The 20,454-nt window shown below is 66.1% G+C and carries 14 protein-coding genes; 5 read left to right on the top strand and 9 right to left on the bottom strand.

The window, feature by feature from the left end:
* The first annotated feature begins 88 nt into the window (after positions 1-88).
* Together hrpA and ACFTSA_RS10465 are read left to right on the top strand one after the other, a co-directional pair.
* The gene (hrpA, locus tag ACFTSA_RS10470; RefSeq protein ID WP_377951205.1) at positions 89-4,096 is read left to right on the top strand and encodes an ATP-dependent RNA helicase HrpA; all 4,008 of its coding nucleotides are present in this window, start codon (positions 89-91) and stop codon (positions 4,094-4,096) included.
* 133 nt (positions 4,097-4,229) lie between these two features.
* Positions 4,230-6,017: an HNH endonuclease gene (locus tag ACFTSA_RS10465; protein WP_377951204.1), complete on the top strand. Its 1,788-nt coding sequence runs from the start codon at positions 4,230-4,232 to the stop codon at positions 6,015-6,017.
* Positions 6,018-6,035: 18 nt separating this feature from the next.
* Here ACFTSA_RS10465 and ACFTSA_RS10460 read toward each other — a convergent pair whose 3' ends face one another.
* The 3 genes from ACFTSA_RS10460 to ACFTSA_RS10450 form a co-directional block, all read right to left on the bottom strand.
* On the bottom strand, positions 6,036-6,464 hold the full coding sequence (locus ACFTSA_RS10460; protein WP_377951203.1) for an HIT family protein: 429 nt from the start codon (positions 6,462-6,464) through the stop codon (positions 6,036-6,038).
* Complete coding sequence (locus tag ACFTSA_RS10455) at positions 6,461-7,615, bottom strand: NAD(P)-dependent alcohol dehydrogenase (RefSeq protein ID WP_377951202.1); 1,155 nt, start codon at positions 7,613-7,615, stop codon at positions 6,461-6,463. The genes ACFTSA_RS10460 and ACFTSA_RS10455 overlap by 4 nt, the downstream gene beginning before the upstream one ends.
* A gap of 69 nt (positions 7,616-7,684) precedes the next feature.
* Positions 7,685-8,527, bottom strand: a complete 843-nt coding sequence (locus ACFTSA_RS10450) for a sulfurtransferase (protein WP_377951201.1) — start codon at positions 8,525-8,527, stop codon at positions 7,685-7,687.
* Positions 8,528-8,596: 69 nt separating this feature from the next.
* Here ACFTSA_RS10450 and ACFTSA_RS10445 point away from each other — a divergent pair, with 69 nt between their 5' ends.
* On the top strand, positions 8,597-9,676 hold the full coding sequence (locus ACFTSA_RS10445) for a PLP-dependent cysteine synthase family protein (protein ID WP_377951200.1): 1,080 nt from the start codon (positions 8,597-8,599) through the stop codon (positions 9,674-9,676).
* On the opposite strand, the gene ACFTSA_RS10440 is transcribed toward ACFTSA_RS10445, so the two are convergent.
* The gene (locus ACFTSA_RS10440; protein WP_377951199.1) at positions 9,673-10,329 is read right to left on the bottom strand and encodes an MBL fold metallo-hydrolase; all 657 of its coding nucleotides are present in this window, start codon (positions 10,327-10,329) and stop codon (positions 9,673-9,675) included. The two genes, ACFTSA_RS10445 and ACFTSA_RS10440, sit on opposite strands and share 4 nt — an antisense overlap.
* A 95-nt stretch (positions 10,330-10,424) precedes the next feature.
* Between ACFTSA_RS10440 and ACFTSA_RS10435 the strand changes: the two genes are divergently transcribed.
* Positions 10,425-10,889: a Fur family transcriptional regulator gene (locus tag ACFTSA_RS10435; RefSeq protein ID WP_377951198.1), complete on the top strand. Its 465-nt coding sequence runs from the start codon at positions 10,425-10,427 to the stop codon at positions 10,887-10,889.
* 31 nt (positions 10,890-10,920) lie between these two features.
* Here the strand turns inward: ACFTSA_RS10435 and ACFTSA_RS10430 are convergent, their stop codons facing one another.
* From ACFTSA_RS10430 to ACFTSA_RS10410, 5 genes are all read right to left on the bottom strand, one after another.
* On the bottom strand, positions 10,921-11,796 hold the full coding sequence (locus ACFTSA_RS10430) for a metal ABC transporter permease (protein WP_377951197.1): 876 nt from the start codon (positions 11,794-11,796) through the stop codon (positions 10,921-10,923).
* The gene (locus tag ACFTSA_RS10425) at positions 11,796-12,611 is read right to left on the bottom strand and encodes a metal ABC transporter ATP-binding protein (RefSeq protein WP_377951196.1); all 816 of its coding nucleotides are present in this window, start codon (positions 12,609-12,611) and stop codon (positions 11,796-11,798) included. The genes ACFTSA_RS10430 and ACFTSA_RS10425 overlap by 1 nt, the downstream gene beginning before the upstream one ends.
* Complete coding sequence (locus ACFTSA_RS10420; RefSeq protein WP_377951195.1) at positions 12,608-13,594, bottom strand: metal ABC transporter solute-binding protein, Zn/Mn family; 987 nt, start codon at positions 13,592-13,594, stop codon at positions 12,608-12,610. The genes ACFTSA_RS10425 and ACFTSA_RS10420 overlap by 4 nt, the downstream gene beginning before the upstream one ends.
* Before the next feature lie 129 nt (positions 13,595-13,723).
* Entirely contained in the window at positions 13,724-14,794 is a 1,071-nt protein-coding gene (locus ACFTSA_RS10415; RefSeq protein ID WP_377951194.1) for a hemolysin family protein, read from the bottom strand.
* Positions 14,791-16,245 (bottom strand): hemolysin family protein, encoded by a 1,455-nt coding sequence (locus tag ACFTSA_RS10410; protein WP_377951345.1) that lies wholly within the window; start codon positions 16,243-16,245, stop codon positions 14,791-14,793. The genes ACFTSA_RS10415 and ACFTSA_RS10410 overlap by 4 nt, the downstream gene beginning before the upstream one ends.
* Positions 16,246-16,615: 370 nt before the next feature.
* On the opposite strand from ACFTSA_RS10410, the gene ACFTSA_RS10405 reads away from it, so the two are divergent.
* Positions 16,616-20,443, top strand: coding sequence for a multifunctional oxoglutarate decarboxylase/oxoglutarate dehydrogenase thiamine pyrophosphate-binding subunit/dihydrolipoyllysine-residue succinyltransferase subunit (locus tag ACFTSA_RS10405; protein ID WP_377951193.1), 3,828 nt, complete (start codon positions 16,616-16,618; stop codon positions 20,441-20,443).
* Positions 20,444-20,454 lie beyond the last annotated feature (11 nt).

The following is a 20,454-nucleotide window of genomic DNA, read 5'->3' as shown; positions in this document are numbered from 1 at the left end:
GCCAGTCTCACCAACCACAATCCGTCCACCCAATCAAGGACCCGGCGCACGCCGGGTCCTTTTACGCGGCAGTAGACTTGGAGGAGCCATGACTTTTCACATCTCCTACCCCGCCGGGCTGCCGGTTTCCGAGCGCCGCGAGGACCTGATGGCCGCGATTGCCGCCAACCAGGTGACAATCATTGCCGGCGAGACCGGCTCCGGAAAGACCACCCAGATCCCAAAGATGTGCTTGGAGCTGGGCCTGGGCGAGAACGGCCTGATCGGCCACACCCAGCCGCGGCGCCTCGCGGCCCGCACGGTGGCCGAACGCATCGCCTCCGAACTCGGCGTGGACATCGGACAGGAAGTGGGCTTCCAGGTCCGTTTCACCGGTGAGGTGAGCAAGTCCACCAAGGTCAAACTAATGACCGACGGCATCCTGCTGGCCGAAATCCAGCGCGACAAGCTGCTCCGCAAATACAATGCGATCATCATCGATGAGGCCCACGAACGCAGCCTGAACATCGACTTCATCCTCGGCTACCTCAAGCGGATCCTGCCGCAGCGGCCGGACCTGAAGGTGATCATTACCTCCGCCACCATCGATCCCGAGCGCTTCGCGAGGCACTTCGGCTCGGACGAGGAACCTGCGCCCATCGTTGAGGTTTCCGGCCGCACTTTCCCGGTGGAGATCCGCTACCGGCCGCTCTCCCAGCCGGCCGGCGGCCCGTCCGCCGGCGATGACGAGGACAACTCCTCCGACGATGAACTCGAGGAGGACCGGGACCCGCTGGACGCGGTCTGCGACGCCGTCGACGAGCTCGCCCTGGAGGCGCCGGGCGACATCCTCATCTTCTTCTCCGGTGAGCGGGAGATCCGGGACGCCGCGGACGCGCTGCAGGCCAGGATCCAGTCCAACCGGCGGCTGGCCGGCACCGAGGTCCTGCCACTGTTCGCGCGGCTGAGCCTGCAGGACCAGCACCGGGTCTTCAATCCGGGCAGCAAGCGGAGGATCGTGCTGGCCACCAACGTGGCCGAGACCTCCCTGACCGTGCCGGGTATCAAGTACGTCGTCGACACAGGCACCGCCCGCATCTCGCGCTATTCGCACCGCACCAAGGTGCAGCGACTGCCCATCGAGCGCGTGTCGCAGGCGTCTGCCAACCAGCGTTCCGGACGGTGTGGCCGTGTGTCGGACGGCATCGCCATCCGGCTGTATTCCGAGGAGGACTTCGAGTCCCGGCCGCTCTACACCGATCCGGAAATCCTGCGCACCAACCTGGCGGCCGTCATCCTGCAGATGACCGCCATGGGGGTCGCGCGCGGGCCCAAGGACATTGAGAACTTTCCGTTCGTGGAGCCGCCGGATTCGCGGGCAATTAACGACGGCGTGACCCTCCTGCGTGAGCTCGGTGCCCTGAGTTCGCCGCAGGCAGCCGCTGGTGCGCCCCAGGCATCAAGTGGGACGCCGCAGGCGGCCAATGGCGAAAACGGCAAAGGTGGCGGCCGCAACGGCGGTGGCCTGACCGCCGTCGGACAGAAACTTGCCCAGCTTCCGGTGGATCCGCGGCTCGGCCGCATGATCGTGGAGGCCGGCAAGCGCGGCTGCGTGCGTGAAGTCATGATTCTGGCGGCGGCCCTGACCATTCAGGATCCGCGCGAACGCCCGACGGACAAACAGCAGCTGGCGGCGGAGAAGCACGCCCGTTTCCGCGACCAGAATTCAGATTTCACCGGTTACCTGAACCTCTGGAATTACATCCACGAGAAGCAGCAGGAGCTTTCCTCAACCCAGTTCCGCCGCCTGTGCCGCAACGAATTCATCAACTACCTGCGCGTGCGGGAGTGGCAGGATCTGTTTACGCAGCTCCGGCAGCTGGCCCGGCCTCTGGGCATCAGCCTGGACAACAAGCGCGAGGCCGACGCCGTGGGCAACCACGAGGGCATCCATATCAGCCTTCTTTCCGGCCTGTTGAGCCACATTGGCATCCTTGACGAGCGCAAGCGGGAATACGCGGGCGCCCGTGGCAGCCGGTTTGCCATCTTCCCGGGCTCGGCGCTGTTCAAGAAGTCGCCCACGTTTGTCATGGCCGCCGAGCTCGTCGAAACCAGCCGGCTATGGGCACGGGTCGCCGCCAAGTTCGAGCCTGTGTGGGCCGAACAGGTGGCGCCGCACCTGATCAAGCGGAGCTACAGCGAACCCCACTGGTCCACCAAGATGGGCGCCGTGATGGCCTACGAAAAGGTCACCCTCTACGGCGTGCCCATCATCGCGCAGCGCCGGATCAACTTCGGCAGGGTCGATCCTGTCCTGGCCCGGGAGCTGTTCATCAGGCACGCACTGGTTCAGGGCGAATGGAAGACGCACCACAAGTTCTTCCACCGCAACCGGGCCCTGCTGCAGGAAGTGGAAGAACTCGAGGCGCGGATGCGCCGCCGGGACCTGCTGGTGGACGACGAGACGCTCTTCGAGTTCTATGACGCACGCGTCGGCAAGGACGTCGTCTCGGAACGGCACTTCGACAAGTGGTGGAAGGAAGCCCGGCAGCAGGATCCGGCGCTGCTGGACTTCGATCAGGCCCTGCTTTTGAGCGAGGACGCCGACGCGCTCGACGAGTCCGCCTACCCGAAGACGTGGCTGCACAAGGGCTTTGAACTGCCCCTGAGCTACGAATTCCATCCCGTGGCAGCCGGCTCGACACCCAACCCGTCTGACGGCGTCACGGCGGAGGTTCCGGTCCTGTTCCTAAACCAGCTCGACGACGCGCCCTTCCGCTGGCTGATCCCCGGCCAGCGCGTGGAACTTGTCACCGCGCTGATCAAGTCGCTGCCGAAGCAGGTACGCAAGAGCTTCGTTCCGGCCCCGGACGTCGCCCGGCAGGCTGTAGCCGCACTCGAAGCCGATTTCGAACCCGCCGAAGACGAATTGGAAAGTTCGCTGGAGCTGGTCCTGCGCCGCCTGAAGGGCCAGATCATCCCGCCCGGGTCGTGGAACTGGGATGCGGTCCCGCCGCACCTGCGGGTGAGTTTCAAGGTGGTGGACAGCCGGGGCAAGGTCCTGGACGAGGGCAAGGATCTCGAAGCCCTGCAGGAACAGCTCGCGCCAGCCACGCGCCGGGCCATCGCAGAGTCGCTGGGCGCCACCCCCGCCACCGCAGGGCCGCGCTCACCAAGCGCACGGGCCCCGAAGAAGAACCAGCAGCAGGTTGCCCCCAAGGACGGCCGGGCGCAGGCTCACGCCGGATTCACGGAACAATCCGGGATGACCGAGTGGCGGTTCGGCACCCTTCAGCGCCAAGCCAGCGTCACCGTCAAGGGTCACACCGTTACCGGTTTTCCCGCGCTGGTGGACGAAGGCAAATCCGTTGGCCTGCGGGTTTTCCAGACGGCATCGGAGCAGCAGGAGGCGATGCGGGGCGGTGTCATCCGGCTCCTCGCACTGCGGCTGCCCGCGCCGGACCGCTACGTCCTCGAACACCTGAACAACACGGAAAAGCTGACGTTCAGCCAGAACCCGCACGGGTCCGTCTCGGCCCTGATCGCCGACTGCGTCCTGGCCGCCGTGGACAAGCTGACCCCAGCCGAGCTCCCGTGGGACCAGGCAGCATTCGACGCGCTGTACGAGCATGTCCGCGCGGAGCTGATAGACACCGTCTTCAGCGTTACCGCCGTCGTGGAGCGAATCCTCGCCAGCACGCGCCGGATCGAGAAGCAACTCAGGGGCACCACCAGCCTGGCGCTCATCAGCGCGCTCAACGATGTCCGCAGCCAGCTTGAACAGCTGGTCTTCCCCGGCTTTGTTGCCAGGACAGGCTATGCGCAGCTGAGTCAGCTCCCCCGGTACCTCACCGCCATCGAAAAGCGCCTGGAGAAGCTGCCCGGCAACGTCCAGCGCGATGCGCTGAACATGGCGGCGGTCCAGCAGCTGGAGGATGATTACGACGACGCCGTGTCGGCGTTGCTGCCCGGCCGCCGGGCAGGTGCCGAGCTGACACAGGTGCGCTGGATGATCGAAGAGCTTCGGGTGAGCCTCTTCGCCGTCGAACTTGGGACGGCCTACTCGGTGTCTGAGAAGCGGATCCGGACGGCGCTGAACAAGGTGCTGGCGGCGTAGCGTCAGCATTTTGAGAAGGCCCTGACCTGCTACCTGGGTTCGTTCTGGGGTGATTCAAAGAAGTTTTTGGATCCCGCCCAAACTTGTGCCGGATCGGCCCTTTAATGTCAGTGGCCGTTGGCAGACTGTGTTTATGGACAGCTTCGGGAATTTGGCACTGACAGCGGGGGCGCTGCGCGGCGTTGTCCTGCATGCTGCCGCGGTTCCTCACGCCCTACTTACCGACGCCGTTTTACCCGGTGCCGGTTTCCCCTTCGGTGCGTTCTCCGACCATGGGTTTACCGGCGACGGGCTTCCGTATGACGATGATCTCGATGCCGTGTATCCGGCGTCGTTTCCGGAGGACCCGTTTCCCGAAGCCCTGTTTGCCGACCGTCCTTTCGACGGAGACCTCTTGGACGACAGACCTTTGGATGACGGCACTTTCCACAGCGGCGCTTTTGACGACGGCGTTCCCTCCGACGCCGCCGCTGCCTGGCACGTCGCGCCCGGTTCCGGCGACCCTGACCGTGGATCGACGCCCGGGTGGTTTCTGCCACCAGCCGACCTCACGGCCGACAATGCCGGGCTGATCGATCAGGTCCGCGGGTACGAGAACGTCAAGTGCTGGGCTGCCGGGCAGCAGGCGCGGCTGTCGGTGACCTTCGAGGCCCGGCTCCGGCAGGAATCCACCGACCGCCCGCCCCTGGCCCCCGAAGACCTGGGCAAAGAACTGGGCGAGGCCCGCGGCAAAGACCGTGACCTGGGTGCGGCCGAGCAGATCGCACTCGCCCGGGGCGAATCCCCCAACCGCGGGCACCGGCTGCTCGGCACGGCCAAAGCGCTGGTGCAGATGCCCCACACCCAGACCGCCCTGGACACCGGGCAGCTGAACGAAGAACGCGTCACCCACATCGCGAAAGAGACCGCCTGTTTGAGCGTCGAAGACCGGGCCGCGGTTGATGAGGAACTCGCCGCCGACACCGGAACGTTCACCGGCGCCGGAACCCGGACCGTCATTGCAGCCGTCCGCGCCGCCGCCATCCGCAAGGACCCCCGTTCCGTCGCCCAACGCACCAGCCACGCCCCCGCCGAACGCAGGGTGAGCCTGCGCCCCGCACCGGACTGCATGACCCACCTGTCAGCGCTGCTGCCCGTCCACGAAGGCGTCGCAGTTTTCGCGGCGCTCACCCGGAACGCCGACACCCTCACCGCCGCCGGCGACCCACGCACCCGCGACCAGATCAAAGCCGACACCCTCGTCGAAAGGACCACCGGCACCCCCGGCGGCATCACCGGCATCGAACTCAACCTCGTCATCACCGACCGCTCCCTCCTCCAAGGCGACAGCGAACCCGCCCACATACCGGGCTACGGCACCGTCCCCGGTGCCTGGGCCCGAGAGCTCATCGTGCAAAGACAAGGACAAGGACAAGGGGAACGAGGACAAGACGGGCAGGGTCGCGTCCAGCCTGCGGCGCACGATTCAGCGGTGGGCGATTCAGCCAAGAGCCTGAAAGAACTCAAAACCTGGGTCCGTCGGCTCTACACCGCCCCGGGCACCGGAGACTTGGTGGCCATGGAGTCGAGACGGCGCCTTTTCCCGGCCCCGCTGCGCCGCTTCATCCAAATCAGGGACGACACGTGCCGAACCCCGTATTGCGACGCCCCGATCCGCCACCACGACCACATCATCCCCTGGCACAACGGCGGAACCACCTCGTTAAGCAACGGCGCCGGACTCTGCGAAGCCTGCAACCACACCAAAGAACTCCCCGGCTGGACAGTGAAACCCCGACCAGGACCCCGCCACACCATCGAAATCACCACACCCACCGGCCACAGCTACCAATCCACCGCACCGCCCCTACCGGGGACCAGACTGCCCGGAACCGGTTTGCGCGAAGCACCTCAGTCCGAACAGCCCGGCCCAGCCCCATAAGCGAGGTTGGGGAACGGCCTAGGCCTCCGGCACGAACTCCCCATAGCCGGCGTCGCGCAGGCCTGCGCGCAGCTTGTCGGCGTTGGCGTCCAGCCGCGCCGGGTCCGGGTTGTGCTCGGCGGTGGCGAAATTGAACTCCGCCATACTGTTGGAAGGCCACACGTGGACGTGCATGTGGTTAATCTCGTAACCGGCCACGATGAGTCCTGCCCGGGCTGCCCCGAACGTGTCCACCTGCACCGCGCCGATGCGCCGCGCCACTTCCATGACCCTGGCCAGGGTCTCGGGCGAAGCGTCCGTCCAGCGGTCCACTTCCTCGGTCGGGACCACCAGCGTGTGCCCGTCGGCAAGCGGACCCATGGTCAGGAATGCGGAGACGTCCGGCTCGCGCCAGACAAACCGGCCTGGGATCTCCCCGTTGAGAATCTTGGTGAACAGCGTGCTCATGCGTCAGCCCTTTCCGACGGTTCGTGCAAGGTGGATGTATCCAGGACAAAACGGTACTTCACGTCACCTGCAACCATCCGGTCATAGGCATCGTTAAGCTGCTCGGCTCCGACGAGTTCGATGTCGGAGACGACCCCGTGCTCGGCGCAGAAGTCGAGCATCTCCTGTGTCTCGGCGATACCCCCGATCAGAGACCCGGCGTATGAGATCCGCCTTCTGATCAGGGCACCGGGGTTAACAGGCGGCATGGCATCGGAGGGCAGCCCCAGCTGGAACAGCGCGCCGTCCCGGCGCAGGGTGCGGAAGAACGGATTGAGGTCATGTGGTGCCGCTACCGTATCGATGATGACGTCGATGCTCCGGTTCTCAGTTGCCATCGCTTCCCCGTCGCGGGACAGCACTACCGCGTCGGCGCCCAGTTCCAGTGCCGCCGACACCTTGGACTCAGAAGTAGTGAAGACCTTGACCTCAGCGCCCATGGCTTTGGCCAGCTTGACGGCCATGTGGCCCAGGCCGCCCAGGCCCACGACGCCGACCACGTGGCCTTCCCGGACACCGAAGTGGCGCAGCGGCGAGAAGGTGGTGATACCCGCACAGAGCAGCGGGGCAGCCGCCGCGGGGTCCACGTTTTCCGGCACCCGCAGGACGTACCGCCGGTCCACCACCACGGAGGACGCGTAACCGCCCTGCGTCACGGCATCCCCGTTCCTGGCGTCCTTGGCCCCGTACGTCCCGGTCATGCCGCGTTCGCAGTACTGTTCCAGCCCTTCGAGGCAGCTCTCGCATTCGCGGCACGAGTCCACCATGCAGCCCACGCCCACCCTGTCGCCCGGCTGAAAGTCCTTCACGTCCGAACCGACGCGGCTGACCCGGCCCACAATCTCGTGCCCGGGTACCAGCGGGTAGTTCTGGCTGCCCCACTCCCCCCGGGTGGCGTGAACGTCCGAGTGGCAGAGCCCGCAGAACTCGATGGCGATCTCGACGTCGTCGGCTTTGGGAGCACGGCGGGAAATTGTCAGCTCGACCAGGCCACCCGTGGCCGAAGATGCACCGCGGGCAGCAGCAAGGCGTCCCTCAAGGGGTCCGGCGGCGGTCTCTTCCAGCGGGATCCGCAGGTTCAGCGGCGGGGGTACAGGGCGTCCAGGAGTCATATGGCGACGCTACCGCGGCTCCCGGGTGAGTTCCAATCGCCGGTGCGCTCCTACCGGGCACACCGCCACTTACTTCCCGGCTTCGGCGCCTGTAGCCACCCGACGGGACGCATCGTTGGACCATTCGGAGAACGACCCGGGGAACAGTGCGGCGCTAAAGCCGGCGATCTCCAGGGCCGCAATCTCGTGCGAGGCCGTGACGCCGCTGCCGCAATAGACGGCGGTGGGCGTCGTGGCGTCGACGCCCAGGCTCGCAAAGCGCTCCCGCAGCTTCTCCGCCGGCAGGAAGCGGCCGTCGTCGTCGAGGTTGCCGGTAGTGGGGGCGCTGACGGCCCCGGGGATGTGGCCGGCCCGCGGATCCACCGGTTCAATTTCGCCGCGGTACCGTTCTCCGGCACGGGCATCCAGCAGCACTCCCGCGGCCGACCAGCCGGCGGCACCGTCGGCGTCGGTCACCGCCATGCCGCCGCCGGCGAGCGTCACGTCGCCCGTTTCCGGCTCCACCGGGCCACCCTCCAACGGCAACCCTGCCGAACGCCAGGCGGCCAGGCCGCCGTCGAGCAGGTAAACAGTGCGCACGCCGGCGTCCCGGAGCATCCACCACACCCGGGCGGCGGAGGTGTTGCCGGCATCGTCGTACGCCACCACGACGTCGCCGTCGCAAAGGCCCCAGGACCGGGCCGCCTCCTGGAACCGGGCCAGTGAAGGCAACGGGTGGCGTCCGCGGCCAGGATCCGCCGGATCCGCCAGCTGGGTGGGCAGGTCGACGTACACAGCACCCGGGATGTGCTCCTTGAGGTAATGGCTGCGGCCCTCGGTATCCCCCAGCGCCCAGCGGACATCCAGCACCACTGTGCGCTGACCGGCCGCCATCCGGGCGTTCAGCCCTGCCACGTCAATAAGGGTGTCCATCTGTCTCCTTGGGCATGCCGGCAAATCAACACCAACTCTAGCCGCCGCCCTCGCCGGTAGGCTGATTCCGTGAGCAGGCGATTCAGTGCACGGGCATGGGCGGACGAGGCAGTCCGGAAGATCAACGCGGAGAACAACCGCTCGGCAGACACCCACTTGTACTCGGTGCCGCTCCCGGAACACTGGGGAGTCCAGCTGTACCTCAAGGACGAATCCACTCACAGGTCAGGAAGCCTCAAACACCGGCTGGCACGTTCCCTCTTCCTGTTCGGGCTGGTGAACGGCTGGATCCGCGAGGGGACCACCATCGTGGAGGCCTCCAGCGGCAGTACGGCGGTTTCCGAGGCGTACTTCGCGCAACTCCTGGGCCTGCCGTTCGTCGCCGTGATGACCCGCACCACCAGCCCGGAAAAGATAGCCCTGATCGAACAGTTCGGCGGCTCCTGCCTCCTGGTGGACCATGCCTCGGAGGTGTACGCGGCGGCCGCCGAGGTTGCCGCCACGAGCGGCGGTCATTACATGGACCAGTTCACCTACGCCGAGCGCGCCACGGACTGGCGCGGCAACAACAACATTGCCGAGTCCATCTTCGAACAGCTGGCGCTGGAGGAGCATCCGGTCCCGCGCTGGATCGTGGTGGGAGCCGGCACCGGCGGAACCAGCGCCACCATTGGCCGCTACCTCCGGTACCACCGCCACGCCACGTCCCTGGCTGTGGTCGACCCGGAGAACTCCGCCTTCTACCCCGGCTGGAAGAGCGGCGCCGCGGACTTCAGTACCGGCATGCCTTCCCGGATCGAGGGCATCGGCCGGCCCCGCATGGAGCCGAGCTTCGTCCCGTCGGTCATCGACCACATGATCCAGGTTCCCGACGCCGCGTCGGTCGCAGCCATGCGGCACCTGCATTCGCTGGCCGGACTGCATGCCGGGCCGTCCACGGGCACCAACCTCTGGGGTGTCTGGCAGCTCGTCGCACGAATGGTGGCGGACGGCGAACGGGGCAGCGTGGTGTCCCTGATGTGCGACGGCGGTGACCGGTACGCCGGCAGCCACTACAGCCCGGCGTGGCTGGTGGCCCAGGGACTGGATCCGCGGCCACACGAGGCTACGCTGACGTCGTTCTTCGAAACGGGCGTCTGGCGGGGCTAAAGCTCCACGGATTCCCGGCTGGCAAGATGCGTGTATTCGGTGCCGTATTTGGCCCCGATCCGCTTGACATGGCCCTCCACCAGGCCGAGGCCGGTGTCATTCAGCAGCCCGTCGTGGATGTTGTAGGCGCGCTCCGCGCGGACGCCGATCACGAAGTCGACCACTTCGCTGACCTTGTTCCACGGGGCATGGACGGGGACCAGGAGCGTGCGCACGCTGATGCCGTCCGGGATGATGAATGAGTCACCCGGGTGGTACACGTTCTCGTCCACGAGGTAGCCGATGTTGGCGACCACCGGAATCTGGGGGTGAATCAGCGCGTGCTGGCCGCCGAAACTACGGACCGCAAAGCCTGCGGCGTCAAAGGACGTTCCCGGCTCCACGGCGTGCACGCGGTCCGCGGCGTCCGGCGCTTCCTTGCGGACATTCCGCGCCACGCCCTCCGGTGCGAAGAGCTCCAGCCCGCCGTTGTCCCCGAGCGCAGCCGTGACAGCCGGAACGTCGATGTGGTCGGCGTGCTCATGCGTGATGAGGACGGCGTGTGCACCATCCAGCGCCTCCCCGGTTTCAGAGAAGTTCCCGGGATCCAGGACCAGCACCCGGCCGTCCTTTTCGAGCCGGACACAGGCATGCGTGTATTTTGTCAGCTTCATGAGGCCAGCCTAGGGACGGGCCCGATCAGTGTCCACGCGGCTCCGGCTGGTAACGTTAAAGCTTGTCATTACCCGAAAGAAAAGCGAGTTCATCCATGCCACAACGCGCCAGCGCTGACGGCAGACCACAGGCACCTTCGACGGCGGCTGCCGGGAAAGAGCAGCGCGTCACCAAGCAGCGGATAGCTGTCAGCGCCGCCCTGGACGAGCTCAATGACTTCGTGAGCACCCAGGAACTGTACCGGATCCTCCAGAACAAGGGCGTGTCCGTCTCCCTGGCCACTGCCTACCGGATCCTGCAGTCGCTGGCCGACGAGGAACTCGTGGACGTGCTCCGCAACGGTGACGGCGAGGCCGTCTACCGCCGCTGCGCCGTGACTGTGCACCACCACCATCTTTTGTGCCGCAACTGCGGCAAGGCCGTGGAAGTGGAGGCGCCCGCCGTCGAGACTTGGGCCGCGCGGACCGCGCAGGAGCACGGCTTCACGGAAGTGGCCCACACGGTCGAGATCTACGGCCTCTGCCCCGAATGCTCCGCACGCAAGGCTGCCGCGCAATAAGCCGCGCCGTGGCCTACGCCCCGCAAAGTATCTAGGCGGTCCGCATGACCCGGCCGTTGAGGCCGCGCTTGGCGCGGACGCTGCCGATGACCCGGCACACGACGTAGATCAGGAACGACAGCGTGGTGACGTAGGGGCTGATGGGGATGCGGCCGCCGAGGGCCAGCAGTATTCCGCCGACCGTCGCCGAAACGGCGAAGACCACGCTCAGCAGGACCACGAGCCGCGGCGAGGACGTCACCCGCAGGGCCGCAGCGGCCGGCGTGATCAGCAGGGCAAGAACCAGCAGGGCGCCCACGATCTGGATGGACAGCGCCACGCTGACGCCCAGGAGCACCATAAAAACCAGGGCAAGCGTCCGAACCGGAACGCCGCGGGCCTCGGCGAGCTCCGGATCGACGCTGGCGAAGCTCAGCGGGCGCCAGATAAAGCACAGCGCCGCCATCACCGCCACCGCGGTCCCGGCCAGAACCTGGAGCTGGACGGTGTCCACCGACACAATCTGCCCGGTGAGGAGCCCGAACTTGTTGGCGGCCCTGCCCTCATAGAGCGACAGGAAAAGAATCCCGAGGCCCAGGCCGAAGGGCATGATGACGCCGATGATCGAATTCTTGTCGCGCGCCCGGACACCCATGAGCCCGAGCAGCAGCGCGGCCGCCACGGACCCCACCAGGGAGCCGAACACCACGTCGGTGCCGATGAGGAGCGCGAAGGCGGCGCCCGCGAACGACAGCTCGGAAATTCCGTGGACGGCAAACGCCAGGTCGCGCTTCATCACGAAGGTCCCCACAAGGCCGCCGAGGAGTCCAAGCACTGCGCCGGCCCACAGCGAGTTCTGCACCAGCGCCAGCAGTTCCCCATAGTTCTCAAAGTTGAACACCGATTGCAGGATCGATTCCAGGTCCATCAGGAACCCTCCCCCGCAGCGGCGTGCGCGTCGTCATGGTGGTGCGTGGTGGCGTCGGGCAGACCGACGACGACGATCCGGCCGTTGGCATGGATCACTTCCACGTTGCTGTCATACAGGTCGGAGAGGACCTCGGTGGTCATCACCTCATGCGGCGTCCCCACGCTGAACCTGCCGCCGGCCAGGTACAGGATCCGGTCCACGTAGTCGATGATCGGATTGATCTCGTGGGTCACGAACACGACGGCGCTCTTCCGGTCGTGGCACTGCTTGTTGATGAGTGCGCTGACGGCCTGCTGGTGGTGCAGGTCCAGCGACAGGAGCGGCTCGTCGCACAGCAGCACCTTCGGGTCGGTGGCAAGGGCCTGGGCCACGCGCAGGCGCTGCTGCTCGCCGCCGGACAGCTGCCCGACGGGAACCCTGGCGTAGTCGCTTGCCCCGACGAGCTCCAGCAGTTCGTCAATCTTGCGGTTGGCCTTGGCGGTGCCGAGCCGGATTCCCCAGCGGTGCCCGTCGACGCCCAGTCCCACCAGGTCACGCGCGCGCATGGGGGTGTCGGGCGGGAACGGCTTCTGCTGCGGGATGTAGCCGATCATGTGGCTTCCCCGCTCCACGGGGTGCCCGCCAAGGCTGGCCTGGCCGGAGTGCAGCTCCTGCAGCCCCAGCAGGACCTTGAGGAAGCTGGTCTTGCCGCTGCCGTTGGGCCCCAGCACCGCGAAGAACTCCCCCGGGTTGATGTCCAGGTTCAGGTCTTCCCAGAGCGCACGGCGGCCGAACTTCAGCGACGCCTGCTTCAGGCTGATGACTGGGTTCAACGCTGGCTCTTCAGTGCGTTGCCGACATTTTCCACGTTGTCCGCCATCCATTGCAGGTAGGTCTTGCCGTCCGGCAGCGTTTCAGTGAAGTTCACCACCGGCGTTCCCGCGGCACTGGCTGCATTTTTGACGGCCTGGGTTTGCGGGCCTTCCGTCTGCTCGTTGTAGGCGAGGAAACGGGTGTCCTTGGCGGCGGCCGTCGAGGTGGCCGCCCTGAGGACTGCAGGCGGAACGTCGGCGCCTTCCTCCACGGCGGCGGTGTACTCGGCAGGGGTGCGGTTCTCCAGTCCGGCCGCTTCCAGCAGGTAGAGGGGCACCGGTTCGGTCACGGCGACGCCGGCACCGCCGTGCGAGGTCTTCATTGCCGAAATCTTACTCTCCAGCTTGGCGAGACCCGACTTGAACTCCGCTGCGTTTGCCTTGAACTGGGGGGCCGAGGAGGCGTCGAGCGCGCCGAGGCGGGCTGCCACGGCATCTGCGAGGTGCGTCATGGCGTCAAAGCTGTACCAGACGTGCTCATTGAAGTCGCCGTGGTTATGGGAGTGCCCGTCCGCTGCGTGGGCAGTCTCGGAATGGGCGGGTGCTGTGGCTGCCGATTCCGGCGCAAGCCCCGACACCTCAACGGCACTGATGATGTTTTCGTGCGGTACGTTGCTGTCGTCCGCCAGGGTGTGGATGAAGTCGTCATAGCCGCCGCCATTTTCCACCACCAGCTTGGCCTTGGAGACGGTCAGCCGGTCCTGGGCGTTGGCCTCGTAGGAATGCGGGTCCTGGCTTGGACGGGAGATGATGGCCGACACGTTGACCTTGTCCCCGCCGATGGCCTCAACAATGTCCCCGTAGACGTTGGTGGACGTGACGACGGAGATGCGTCCGCCGGCCTCTGCGCCTGCGGTCTGGGCCGCCGGCGAGCCACAGCCGGTGAGGAGCAGGCCGACCCCGGCCAGGGCGGCGGTCAAAAAAGTGCGGGCGTTGCTGGGCACGGAAATACCTCGGTTCTGGACAGGTCAGGTTGCGGGGAGGGGGCAACCCCTAGTCGAGTGTATCCCTAAATAGGAATGATTCCTATTTAGAACTTACGACGGCGGAGGGCCGCCGGGCGCCCGGGCCGGCTATTCGCCGTCGGGCCTGCCCAGCCGCCTGATGCCTTTGGCTTGGGTAGCATCCCGGATCTCGCCAACGAGCTGCTCGATCACGTCCTCCAGGAACAGCACGCCCTCGGTCTGGCCGCCCGGTCCGATAACGCGGGCAAGGTGCGAGCCGGAGCGCTGCATCACGGACATCGCCTTTTCAATCTCGTCGTCACGCGTGAGGTTGGCCAGTGACCGGATGCGGCTCTCCGCGATGGGCAGCTCATAACCGGATTCCGGGATGGCGAGCACGTCCTTGATGTGGAGGTAGCCGGCCAGCAGGCCCTCGTCGTCGAGCATCGGAAAGCGGGAGAACCCGGTGCGGCTGACAGCCTTTTCAAACTCCAGCGGGGAGGTCGAAGACCGCAGCATGACCAGCCGTTCCAGCGGCACCATGACATTGCCCGCGGTGTACTCCGAAAATTCGAGGGCACCGGTGATCAGGCCGGCGTCGTCATCCACCAGGCCATGCCGCGTGGACTCCTGCACGATGGACTGCACCTCCTCCAGCGTAAACGTGGAGGTGACCTCGTCCTTGGGCTCGATGCGCATCAGCCTCAGGATGTGGTTAGCGGACCAGTTCAGTGCGGCGATGACCGGGTTGACGAGCCTCGCAATGAACATCAGCGGCGGAGCCAGCAGCAGCGCTGCCTTGTCAGCAACGGACACGGAAATGTTCTTGGGCACCATCTCGCCGAACGTCACATGCAGGAACGTCACCAGCATCAGGGCCACCGCGAACGCCGAGACGTCGGCAATTTCGGTGGGCACGCCCAGCCCGGCTAGCGGCACTGCCAGCAAGTGGTGGATGGCCGGCTCCGCCACCAGCAGGATCAGCAGCGAACAGACGGTGATGCCCAGTTGCGCGCACGCCAGCATCAGTGAGACGTTCTCCATCGCCCGAAGGGTGGTCTGGGCGCGCAGGACTCCCTCGTCCGCAAGTGGCTCAATCTGGCTACGGCGTGCGGACATGACGGCGAACTCCGCGGCCACGAAGAAGGCGTTGCCCAGGAGCAGCAGCACCAGCCAGAGCAGTCCTGCCCAGTCGCTCATGGCCGGCCGCCGTTCCCGGACTTGCCGTTACCCGGCCTGCCGTTGCCCGATTTACCGGTTCCGGACTTGCTGTTTCCCGGCTTGCCGTAATTGCCCGCCCCGTGCTTAACCGCCGTGCTTCTGCCGGGCTGGTCCTCGGCCGCGCCGTCCTGCGGTTCACGGTGCGGCCTGAAGCAGATGCGGTCAATGCGCCGGCCGTCCATCCTGGTCACGCTGAGCGTCCCGCCGCCCGCTTCCACCACGTCCCCCACCTGGGGTATCCGTCCAAGCTCGCTCATGACGTACCCGCCCACCGTCTCGTACGCGGCTTCGTCGGGAACGGTGAGGCCCGGAATCTGTTCCGAGAGCTCATCCGGCCGCATCAGGCCCGGAAAGTACCAGTCACCGGAGGCGCTTTGCAGCAGCCCGGGGCGGACCTTGTCGTGCTCGTCGGCCACCTCGCCCACGATTTCCTCGACCAGGTCCTCCAGCGTTGCGATCCCGGCGGTGCCGCCATATTCATCGAGGACGACGGCAAGTTGCAGGTTGCCCTCCCGCAGTTCGGCAAGCAGGGCGTCGAGGTGGATGGTTTCGGGCACCCTGAGGACGTCCGTCATGATCGCGCCCGCCTCAAGCTTTCGCCGCCGGTTTGGAGGAACCGCAATGGCCTTCTTGACGTGCACCAGCCCGCGGATGTCGTCCGCCGATTCTCCGATGACGGGGAAGCGCGAATATCCGCTGCGGCGGGCCGCATCGATGATGTCCGACACCGGCTGGTCGGCGTCGATGGTTTCGACGCGGATCCGCGGCGTCATGACGTCAGCGGCAGTGCGGCCGGAGAAGTTCAGGGTGCGGGCGATGAAGTTCGCGGTCCCCGGATCGAGCGTGCCCATGGCCGCCGACCTGCGCACCAGGGAGGCAAGCTCCGCCGGCGTGCGGGCTCCGGAAATCTCCTCCTTGGCCTCCAGCCCGAAGACGTTCAGGACCTTGTTGGAAAATCCGTTCAGGACCACGATGGCAGGCTTGAAAATGGCGGTGAAGACCAGCTGCGGCCCGGCCAGGGTGCGGCCGATGCGGAACGCCAGGGCAATGGCCATGTTTTTGGGAACGAGCTCGCCCAGAAGCATGGAGAGCCCGGTCGCGATCACCATGGCGACGACGAGGGAGACGGACCCGGCCACCGGTTCCGGGATGCCGACGGCGGCAATCGGCACCTGGAGCAGCGCCCCCACGGACGGCTCCATCACGTAGCCCGTCAGAAGCGTGGTCATGGTGATGCCGAGCTGGCAGCTGGACAGCTGCGTGGACAGGGATTTCAGGCACTTGAGCAGCGGCACTGCGGCGGTATCGCCGTCGTCAACGGCACGCTGCACCGTTGGCTGGTCCAGTGCAATAAGGGAAAACTCGACGGCGACGAAGAAGCCGGTTCCAAGGATGAGCAGCAGGCCGGCGGCAACGAGGAGCCACTCCATCATGGGTGGGTGCCCCCAGGCCGGCACCTGGATCTACCGTCCATGGCACCTATATTCACTGTCCATAAGGATTGCAGTCTACAGGAGCAACGTCCCGTCGCGGAGGACTGAAGCGGCTCATCTGGGCGCCCGGAACCGGTATCCGCGCAGGTCGGAAAGGATGCCGTTGGAGGCCCGCCCGGACGGCCATTTCGCCACAATTCAGGAGGTACATGATTTGGGTCACGGTTATTGGCAGTTAAGCGGAAACGGTCACTAGACTGGCAATGGTCTGGGTTCATAGGACACAGAAAAAACTGGTTCGATCGTTGTGCCGTGGCACCTTAGGCGACCAGAGGGAAATCAAACTCATGGAAGAGGCGTATTTCAAGTGCCAGAGCAGCCTAGCCACCGTCTGCCAGAGGAATTTGGTGGAAACGAGTGGCTCGTTGACGAACTGTACGAGCGTTACCAACAGGACAAGAATACGGTCGATGCCAAATGGTGGCCCCTGTTCGAATCATTCGACAGCGGCAACGGTCCATCTTCCAACGGCCTTCCTGCCGTGACAGCCCCGGCGGCCAACCCGGCCACCCGTGAACTGCCCATTGTCACTCCCCCGGCGCCCGCGCAGGCACCGGCATCCGCTACTCCCGCGGCCCAGGCGCCTGCGGCAGCTCCGGCACCGGCGCCGGCAGCGGCCCCCGCCCAGCCCGCACCCGCCAAGAAGGCTCCGGCAACGGTGGCCCGCGACGGCGCCAAGAAGACCGAGGCGGGCACCGGCGCCCAGCCCATTCCGGCCCAGCTGCCGAAGAACGTCAAGGCTCCCACCGCGCCCGAGGAAGACGTCGTGTCCGTCCTTCGCGGACCGGCCAAGGCCATTGCGTCCAACATGGTCACCAGCCTTGAGGTTCCCACGGCCACCAGCGTCAGGGCAGTTCCGGCCAAGCTCCTGATCGACAACCGGGTTGTCATCAACTCCAACCTGGCCCGCGCACGCGGCGGCAAGGTCTCCTTCACCCACCTCATCGGCTACGCCGTTGTCCGGGCGCTCTCCCAGTTCCCGTCCATGAACGTGTACTACGACGAGGTCGACGGCAAGCCCGTGGCTGTCCAGCCGGCGCACGTCAACTTCGGCATCGCCATTGACATGCCCAAGCCCGACGGCACCCGCCTTCTGATGGTTCCCAACATCAAGAAGGCCGAAACCATGAACTTCGCGGAGTTCTGGCACACCTACGAAGACCTAATCAAGCGTGCCCGCAACGGCAAGCTGACCGCGGACGACCACGCCGGCACCACGGTCTCGCTGACCAACCCGGGCGGCATCGGCACGGTGCATTCCGTGCCCCGCCTGTCGAAGGGCCAGGCCGCCATCATCGGCGTCGGCGCCCTTGACTACCCGGCCGAATGGCAGGGCGCGAGCGAGAAGATCATCGCCCAGAACGCCATCAGCAAGATCCTCACCCTGACCTCCACCTACGACCACCGCGTCATCCAGGGTGCTGGCAGCGGCGAATTCCTCAAGCTCGTCCACTCGCTGCTCCTCGGCGCGCAGAACTTCTACGACGAGATCTTCGAAGCCCTGCGCATCCCGTACGAGCCCGTGCGCTGGAGCCCGGACCTGCAGGTGGATCCGTCCGACCAGATCAACAAGGTCGCCCGGATTCAGCAGCTGATCCACTCCTACCGCGTTCGCGGCCACCTCATGGCGGACACCGATCCCCTCGAGTACGTCCAGCGCAAACACCCCGACCTCGACGTCCTCACCTACGGCCTGACCCTGTGGGACCTCGACCGCGAGTGGCCCACGGGCGGTTTCGGCGGCAAGCCGATGCTCAAGTTCCGGGACATCCTCGGCGTGCTCCGCGACGCCTACTGCCGCACCACCGGCATCGAGTACATGCACATCCAGGACCCGGCCGAGCGCAAGTGGTTCCAGGACCAGCTGGAGCACCCGTACTCCAAGCCGAGCCGCGACGAGCAGCTGCGCATCGTCTCCAAGCTGAACGCCGCAGAAGCTTTCGAGACCTTCCTGCAGACCAAGTTCGTGGGCCAGAAGCGGTTCTCGCTTGAGGGCGGCGAATCGCTGATTCCGCTGCTGGATGCGATCATCTCCGACGCTGCCGACGACGCCCTGGACGAGGTTGCCATCGGCATGGCCCACCGCGGCCGCCTGAACGTGCTGACCAACATCGCCGGCAAGACCTACGCCCAGGTCTTCCGCGAGTTCGAAGGCACCCAGGACCCGCGCTCGGTGCAGGGTTCCGGCGACGTCAAGTACCACCTCGGCACCGAGGGCACGTTCACGTCGGACAACGGCAAGGAGACCAAGGTCTACCTCGCCGCCAACCCGTCCCACCTCGAGGCCGTCGACTCGGTCCTGGAAGGCATCGTCCGCGCCAAGCAGGACCGCCTGGACCAGGGACAGTCGTTCCCCGTGCTGCCCATCATGGTTCACGGTGACGCTGCCTTCGCCGGCCAGGGCGTGGTGGCGGAAACGCTCAACCTGTCCCAGCTGCGCGGCTACCGTACCGGCGGAACCATCCACATCGTGGTCAACAACCAGGTCGGCTTCACGACGGCGCCGTCCTCGTCGCGTTCGTCCACGTACTCCACGGACGTCGCCAAGATGATCCAGGCTCCTGTGTTCCACGTGAACGGTGACGACCCCGAGGCAGTTGTCCGCATTGGCCAGCTCGCCTACGAGTTCCGCCAGCGGTTCCACAAGGACGTTGTCATCGACATGGTCTGCTACCGCCGCCGTGGCCACAACGAGGGCGACGACCCCTCGATGACGCAGCCGCTGATGTACAACCTCATCGAGGCCAAGCGCTCCGTCCGCAAGCTCTACACCGAGTCGCTCATTGGCCGCGGTGACATCACCGAGGAAGAAGCGGAGCAGCTGCTCCGCGACTACCAGGAACGCCTCGAGCGCGTCTTCGCCGAGACCCACGCGGCCCAGACCTCGCCCATCCCGATCATCACCGCCGACTCGGCAGCGGTATCGGACATCGAGCGTCCCCAGGCACAGCAGTCGGACATCGGAACGAACGCCCCGGCGTCGACGGCCATCTCGGCCGAAACGCTTGCCCGTATCGGCAAGGCGCACGTGGAAATCCCCGAGGGCTTCACCGTCCACGCCAAGCTCAGGCAGCTGCTGGAGAAGCGTGAACAGATGTCCCGTGAAGGCGGCATCGACTGGGGCTTCGGCGAAATCGCCGCGTTCGGCTCGCTGATCATGGAGGGCGTGCCCGTCCGCCTTGCCGGCCAGGATTCACGCCGCGGCACGTTCGTGCAGCGCCACGCCGTGTTCCACGACCGCGCCAACGGCAACGAATGGCTGCCGCTGGGCAACCTGTCGGACAACCAGGCCAAGCTCTGGATCTACGATTCCCTGCTGTCCGAATACGCGGCCATGGGCTTCGAATACGGCTATTCCGTGGAGCGCCCCGACGCCCTGGTCCTGTGGGAAGCGCAGTTCGGGGACTTCGTCAACGGCGCTCAGACCATCATCGATGAGTTCATCTCGTCCGCCGAGCAGAAGTGGGGCCAGCGCTCGTCGCTCGTGCTGATGCTTCCGCACGGCTACGAGGGACAGGGCCCGGACCACTCCTCCGCCCGCATCGAACGCTTCCTGCAGCTGTGTGCCGAGGAAAACATGATCGTCGCCAACCCGACGACGGCGGCCTCGCACTTCCACCTGCTGCGCCGCCAGGCCTACAGCCGGCCCCGCAAGCCGCTCATCATCTTCACGCCGAAGCAGCTGCTGCGCCTCAAGGCCGCTGCCTCGTCCGTGGAGGACTTCACCACCGGCGGTTTCCGCCCGGTGATCGGCGAACACGAGCTGCTGCAGGCGGACGCCGTCGAACGCGTACTCCTGGTTTCCGGACGCCTGTACTACGACCTGCTGTCCACCCGGCAGAAGACGGGCGACAAGTCGACGGCGATCGTCCGTGTCGAGCAGCTCTACCCGCTGCCGCAGGCGGAGATCGAAGCCGAGCTGGCCAAGTACCCGAACGCGGAAGTTGTGTGGGCGCAGGACGAGCCCGCCAACCAGGGTCCGTGGCCGTTCATGGGTCTGCACCTGCCGACCGCCCTGGACCGGCAGGTGCGCCTGGTTTCACGCCCGGCCTCTGCTTCCACTGCGGCCGGCTCCATGAAGCGCCACGCTGCGGAGCAGGACGCGCTGCTGAAGCAGGCTTTCGCCCGTAAGTAGCAGAACAGCTG

Origin of the sequence: Arthrobacter sp. NPDC057013, assembly GCF_042674585.1 — a bacterium.
GTDB lineage: Bacteria > Actinomycetota > Actinomycetes > Actinomycetales > Micrococcaceae > Arthrobacter.
This window is presented reverse-complemented; position numbering and strand designations above follow the sequence as displayed.

What these genes read in the sequence shown, in the direction of transcription:
- ACFTSA_RS10460 (WP_377951203.1), bottom strand. Translation starts at nt 6,464, where the DNA reads ATGAGCACGCTGTTCACCAAGATTCTCAACGGGGAGATCCCAGGCCGG.
- hrpA (WP_377951205.1), top strand. Translation starts at nt 89, where the DNA reads ATGACTTTTCACATCTCCTACCCCGCCGGGCTGCCGGTTTCCGAGCGC.
- ACFTSA_RS10450 (WP_377951201.1), bottom strand. Translation starts at nt 8,527, where the DNA reads ATGGACACCCTTATTGACGTGGCAGGGCTGAACGCCCGGATGGCGGCC.
- ACFTSA_RS10440 (WP_377951199.1), bottom strand. Translation starts at nt 10,329, where the DNA reads ATGAAGCTGACAAAATACACGCATGCCTGTGTCCGGCTCGAAAAGGAC.
- ACFTSA_RS10415 (WP_377951194.1), bottom strand. Translation starts at nt 14,794, where the DNA reads ATGAGCGACTGGGCAGGACTGCTCTGGCTGGTGCTGCTGCTCCTGGGC.
- ACFTSA_RS10435 (WP_377951198.1), top strand. Translation starts at nt 10,425, where the DNA reads ATGCCACAACGCGCCAGCGCTGACGGCAGACCACAGGCACCTTCGACG.
- ACFTSA_RS10465 (WP_377951204.1), top strand. Translation starts at nt 4,230, where the DNA reads ATGGACAGCTTCGGGAATTTGGCACTGACAGCGGGGGCGCTGCGCGGC.
- ACFTSA_RS10455 (WP_377951202.1), bottom strand. Translation starts at nt 7,615, where the DNA reads ATGACTCCTGGACGCCCTGTACCCCCGCCGCTGAACCTGCGGATCCCG.
- ACFTSA_RS10430 (WP_377951197.1), bottom strand. Translation starts at nt 11,796, where the DNA reads ATGGACCTGGAATCGATCCTGCAATCGGTGTTCAACTTTGAGAACTAT.
- ACFTSA_RS10410 (WP_377951345.1), bottom strand. Translation starts at nt 16,245, where the DNA reads ATGGAGTGGCTCCTCGTTGCCGCCGGCCTGCTGCTCATCCTTGGAACC.